Source organism: Anoxybacillus sp. TBDG-1, from assembly GCF_054815885.1.
This window is the reverse complement of the sequence record NZ_JBTZSY010000080.1, coordinates 1-5,046: the sequence shown is the minus strand read 5'-3', so window position 1 is coordinate 5,046 and position 5,046 is coordinate 1. Positions and strand designations below refer to the sequence as shown.

The window sequence follows — 5,046 nt, the reverse complement described above, 5'->3', positions numbered from 1 at the left end:
AACTTTGTAAAGAATTGTAGATGCTTTATAAAGTTTTGTAAGTTTTCTGTAACGGTGGAGTTATGCACGCATGGCATAAAGAGGCGGAGAAGCAATGGGATGAACGAGCAGAGTGGTGGCATCAAAGTAGTGAAGAGATGTGGGAGAGAGGAAGTCGAAAGACGATTATTCCGTTTGTAACAACACATATACGGAAAGATGGATATATTGCGGATATTGGTTGCGGCGATGGATACGGGTCATATAAACTGTGTGAACAAGGATATCGTGTCATCGGATTAGATTTATCAAACGAAATGATTGAATTAGCAAGAAAACAAAGACCCCATGAACATCTTCATTTTCAACAAGCAGATATTATGAATTTACCTTTTCCTGATGAAACGTTTTCAGGCGCGATGATTATTAATTGTTTAGAATGGACAGAACAGCCGCTTGCAGCGCTTGAAGAGGTTCGCCGTGTGTTAAAAACGAACGCATATGTGTGTGTTGGCATTCTTGGACCAACGGCCGCTCCGCGAGTGAATAGTTATCGTCGTTTATATGGCGAGGCAGTTATTTGCAATACGATGATGCCTTGGGAATTTGAACAGTTAGCGAAGGAAAATGGCTTCATAATTGTCGATCAAGAGGGTGTATATAAGCGTGGAGTTGATGAATCTTTCATACAACAGCTACCAATGGAATTAAAACAAGCTGTTTCGTTTCTATGGTTGTTTATGTTGCAAAAAAAGTAGGAGACGTGTTATTGTCCCCTACTTTTTTTATGCACTTCTAATTTTTCATTTCCCATAAAGAAAATAGCTAACGCAGCAAGTACAATTGGAATTAATGCGATAGAAAATGAAAATGTAATCGATGAAGCCATCGCATCTACAATTTTTTGCAACACGTGCGATGGAATTTGCGCTCGTGTTCCAGCCTCAAACAATGCATGTGGATCTGGTGAAAATGATGTTGCATACGTGCCAAACGCTTCGTGTAATTCGCTAGTTAACTTATTTGACTGGATTGTTCCGAAAATCGTTACCCCAATCGTCATACCAAGCGAGCGGAAAAATGAGTTTGTTGAGTTTGCTGTACCACGGAAACGAGGCTCTAAGTTATGCATAGATGCCGACGGTAAAAGCGAGAAAGAAAATCCAACTCCAAATCCGGCTAATGCCATATAAATCGTTAACCATAATTTTGATGTTTCTGGTGTCATCCAACTAAGAAAAAGCATGCCGCAAAAATAAGTAATAATGGAAATAAACATAATATTTCGATACGATGTTTTCGTTTGTGAAACACCAGCAAGCGAACTGCCTGCGACAGACCCAAGCATCATTGGCATTAAGATGAGTCCAGCATTTTTCGCTGTACCGCCATAAACCGCTTGTACAAACACCGGGATAAAAACAGTTAAAATGACAAATGTCGCACCGTATAAAAAAGCAAGCAACTGCGCTACAGCAAACGTTCGCCGTTTAAAAAGTGAAAATGAGATAATCGGCTCTTTTGCTTTTGTTTCTACATACAAAAATGCTAGTAAGAAAATTGCACTAATCATAAATAACGATATGATGGTGAATGAATTCCAATCATATTTTTTTCCACCTAATTCAAGGGCGAACATTAAGCTAACGACTGTAACAATGAGAGTGAGTGCACCAAGCCAATCGATCGATTGTTTTGTATGTGGCGTTGTTTCTTTGTAATAACGAACAATAAAGAAAATAGACAACAAGCCGATTGGTACATTGACATAAAAAACCCAGTGCCAGCTTAAATAATCGGTAATATAGGCACCGAGCAACGGCCCAAGCACACTTGACATCCCAAAAACCGCACCGAGCAATCCGGTCATTTTTCCTCGCTTTTCCGGTGGAAACACATCAAATACGATTGTAAATGCAATAGGCATTAATGCCCCGCCACCAATCCCTTGAATCGCACGAAAAATACTGAGTTGTACAATGCTTTGTGCCAAACCACAGAGTGCTGAGCCGATTAAAAAAACGATGAGTCCGAATAAAAAGAAACGTTTTCGACCATACATATCTGATAATTTACCAAATATTGGCATACCAGCCATGACGGTGACCATATAAGCGGATGTGACCCATACAAACTGATCTACACCGCCTAAGTCAGCGACGATGGTACCAATGGCTGTCGCAACAATTGTATTGTCCATTGCTGCTATAAAAATAGCTAACAGCAATCCTGCTAAAATAAAAGAAATATGTCTGGTTTGCTCAACCATCTTGCATGTCTCCTTCCGTTATGTATACAAAACATTATATTCTTTTTTTACGTACTTACAAATAAAAAAGCTCTCGCTGCCAAGCGAAAGCTTACTCCCACACATACGGCGTCTCCTGATACACATAATAATTGAGCCAGTTGACGAACAGTAAATTAGCATGAGAGCGCCATATGTTACGTGGTTGCTCATTTGGATCGTCATGTGGAAAATAATATTTTGGAATTTGAATGTCTAAGCCTTTGGCTATATCACGTTCGTATTCCTCTTTTAGTGTGGCGGCGTCATACTCTGGATGCCCTGTTAAAAACACCTGCTTTCCATCGTTTGAAATGACAAGGCAGACGCCTGCTTCTTCGGATGAAGATAAAATCGTTAGCTCTGAAACAGCCTCAATGTGTTCACGTTTTACATCTGTATGGCGCGAGTGTGGAATTTTGTGAATATCATCAAATCCACGGGTGAGTTTAACGTGCTTTTGCTCTAACATATGCTCAAATACACCGAAACATTTTTGTGGTAAGTCGTATTTTGGAATTCCATAATGATAGTACATCCCCGCTTGTGCACCCCAACAAATATGTAACGTAGATGTGACATTCGTCTTTGTCCATTCCATAATTTCAGTTAACTCATTCCAGTAATCAACTTGTTCAAACGGTAAATGTTCAACGGGTGCCCCGGTAATAATCATGCCATCGTATTTTCGATGTCGAACATGTTGGAATGTCGTGTAAAACTGATCAAGATGATATTTTGATGTTGTTTTTGCCTCATGTGTTTCTGGTCGTAAGAAGGTGACATTCACTTGTAGTGGTGAATTCCCAAGTAAACGCAACAACTGTGTTTCTGCTTTTTCTTTTTGTGGCATTAAGTTTAAAATGATAATGTTTAATGGTCGAATGTCTTGAGAATAAGCGCGATCTTCATCCATGACGAAAATATTTTCTTGTTCTAGTATTTCTTTTGCTGGAAGATCACGTGGAATATTAATTGGCAATGTTCTCAACCTCCTACATCATATAAATACATTCATTATAAAAATTTTTAGAAAATTGTTCAATGTTTTTTATTTTATTGATTTTTCTATTTATATTGTTGTATTCTTGTAAAAGCAACAATGATTTGGAGGGATGTACGTATGTTTATGTCATATGAAGAATATATGCGTCAAGTAGTACAACCGATGCGCGATGAATTAGTCAACGGCGGATTTAAAGAATTGCGTACAAGTGAAGAAGTGGAACAGTTTATGGAGCAAGTGGAAGGAACGACTTTTGTTGTCGTTAATTCTGTTTGTGGTTGTGCAGCGGGGCTTGCGCGCCCAGCAGCCATTCAGGCTGTACAAATGAGCGAAAAGAAACCAACTCACCTCGTGACCGTATTTGCAGGGCAAGATCGAGAAGCGACGGCTAAAATGCGGGAGTATTTTGTAGGTATTGAACCTTCTTCACCATCGATGGCCTTATTAAAAGGAAAAGAAGTTGTTCATTTTATTCCACGCCACGATATCGAAGCGAATTCGCTTGGAAATATTATGCAAAATATTATGCAAGCTTTTGAAAAACATTGCTAAGGGTGTCCTACAGACATCCTTTTTCTTTTGAGGTGAAAACGTATGATTGTGACCACTGCAGGTAGAACCAACAAACAAATGATTGAGAAAGCGAAACAAATTGCGTTAGAATTACACACTTTATATATTCCTCGTCGAAAACGTTCCATTACAGCTATTCAACAACATACGGCTCAACCTGTTCTTGTTGTTGGGAAAGAAAGATTAGAGATTCATTTTCCGAACGGACACGAACCGTTATTTTTTCATCCTAATTCTGCTTCTTTTCGTGCGAAGCGCATTTTAAAAGGGGAAAGTGAACCGTTTTTACAAGCAACGAAGTTACAAAAAGGGATGACGTTTTTAGATTGTACGCTTGGATTGGCATCGGATAGTATGATTGCAAGCTTAGTGGTTGGAGAGGAAGGGAAAGTCGTAGGAATTGAAGGGAGTGCATATATCGCTTACTTAACAAAACAAGGGTTACGTCATTGGAAAAGTGATATTTGTGAATTAAACGAAGCAATGCGACGCATTCACGTGCTCCATGATGACTTTAGCTCCTTTTTAGCGCAATGTGATGATCAGTCATATGACGTCGTTTATTTCGATCCGATGTTTGAAGTAACGATTGAGGAGGCAGATGGGATAAGAGGACTAAAACAAGCAGCGCTATATACGGATCTAACGGTAGAAGTGATCGAACAAGCAAAGCGAGTAGCCCGTCAACGAATCGTATTAAAAGATCATTGGCAAAGTTCGCGATTTTATCAATTTGGTTTTTCGGTTTATCGAAGAAAAACAGCAAAATTTCATTTTGGGACGATTGAACTTTCATAAATGGCGCAAAATAAGACAGTAGGAGGTGAATGAAGTGGGAAAACGAAAAAAAGATGCTTCAAAAACAGAATTGAGTTCTCCGAAAGTAAAAGGACAAGGAACGACTGAGCCGGAAACCGGAGATATAGAAATCGATTCAAGTCGTAAAAAAACAAAGCAGATGTAAGCTACCACATCATAGTGGTAGTTTTTTTGTAAAAAAAGAAATTAAACTACTTTTCTAACAATTATATTCATTTTTTCTTTACAATTTAAAAAAAAACATTTACAATTGAAACGGTTCTCCCCTTTAACCTTTTTCCGTGTGCAAAGTTGAAACGTTTTATAGCAAAAGACGCAGAACTTGATGGAGGTTAGTAACTGTTAAAATGTTTTTGTAAAAATCCATAAAACTCTATATACA

At 38.6% G+C, this 5,046-nt stretch carries 6 protein-coding genes; 4 read left to right on the top strand and 2 right to left on the bottom strand.

Annotation, left to right across the window (positions count from 1 at the left end; translation table 11 throughout):
* Positions 1–62: 62 nt before the first annotated feature.
* On the top strand, positions 63–737 hold the full coding sequence (locus tag ACYQY7_RS13635; RefSeq protein ID WP_461202868.1) for a class I SAM-dependent methyltransferase: 675 nt from the start codon (positions 63–65) through the stop codon (positions 735–737).
* An 8-nt stretch (positions 738–745) separates the two neighbouring features.
* Here ACYQY7_RS13635 and ACYQY7_RS13630 read toward each other — a convergent pair whose 3' ends face one another.
* Positions 746–2,248 carry an MDR family MFS transporter gene (locus ACYQY7_RS13630; protein WP_461202866.1) on the bottom strand — a complete coding sequence of 501 codons (1,503 nt, stop codon included), beginning with the start codon at positions 2,246–2,248 and terminating at the stop codon, positions 746–748.
* Between the two features lie 91 nt (positions 2,249–2,339).
* Positions 2,340–3,248 carry a homoserine O-acetyltransferase MetA gene (gene metA, locus ACYQY7_RS13625; protein ID WP_461202864.1) on the bottom strand — a complete coding sequence of 303 codons (909 nt, stop codon included), beginning with the start codon at positions 3,246–3,248 and terminating at the stop codon, positions 2,340–2,342.
* A 141-nt stretch (positions 3,249–3,389) separates the two neighbouring features.
* On the opposite strand from metA, the gene ACYQY7_RS13620 reads away from it, so the two are divergent.
* Genes ACYQY7_RS13620 through ACYQY7_RS13610 form a run of 3 tightly spaced genes read left to right on the top strand, consistent with a single transcriptional unit; the run spans position 3,390 to position 4,809 of the window.
* Positions 3,390–3,824 (top strand): BrxA/BrxB family bacilliredoxin, encoded by a 435-nt coding sequence (locus ACYQY7_RS13620; protein WP_461202862.1) that lies wholly within the window; start codon positions 3,390–3,392, stop codon positions 3,822–3,824.
* 42 nt (positions 3,825–3,866) lie between these two features.
* Positions 3,867–4,643, top strand: a complete 777-nt coding sequence (locus ACYQY7_RS13615; RefSeq protein WP_461202860.1) for a class I SAM-dependent methyltransferase — start codon at positions 3,867–3,869, stop codon at positions 4,641–4,643.
* Positions 4,644–4,677: 34 nt separating this feature from the next.
* Entirely contained in the window at positions 4,678–4,809 is a 132-nt protein-coding gene (locus tag ACYQY7_RS13610) for a YuzL family protein (protein WP_461202858.1), read from the top strand.
* The last annotated feature ends 237 nt before the right edge of the window (positions 4,810–5,046 follow it).

Coding starts and splice junctions, on each gene's coding strand:
- ACYQY7_RS13635 (WP_461202868.1), top strand. CDS start 63: ATGCACGCATGGCATAAAGAGGCGGAGAAGCAATGGGATGAACGAGCA.
- ACYQY7_RS13620 (WP_461202862.1), top strand. CDS start 3,390: ATGTTTATGTCATATGAAGAATATATGCGTCAAGTAGTACAACCGATG.
- ACYQY7_RS13630 (WP_461202866.1), bottom strand. CDS start 2,248: ATGGTTGAGCAAACCAGACATATTTCTTTTATTTTAGCAGGATTGCTG.
- ACYQY7_RS13615 (WP_461202860.1), top strand. CDS start 3,867: ATGATTGTGACCACTGCAGGTAGAACCAACAAACAAATGATTGAGAAA.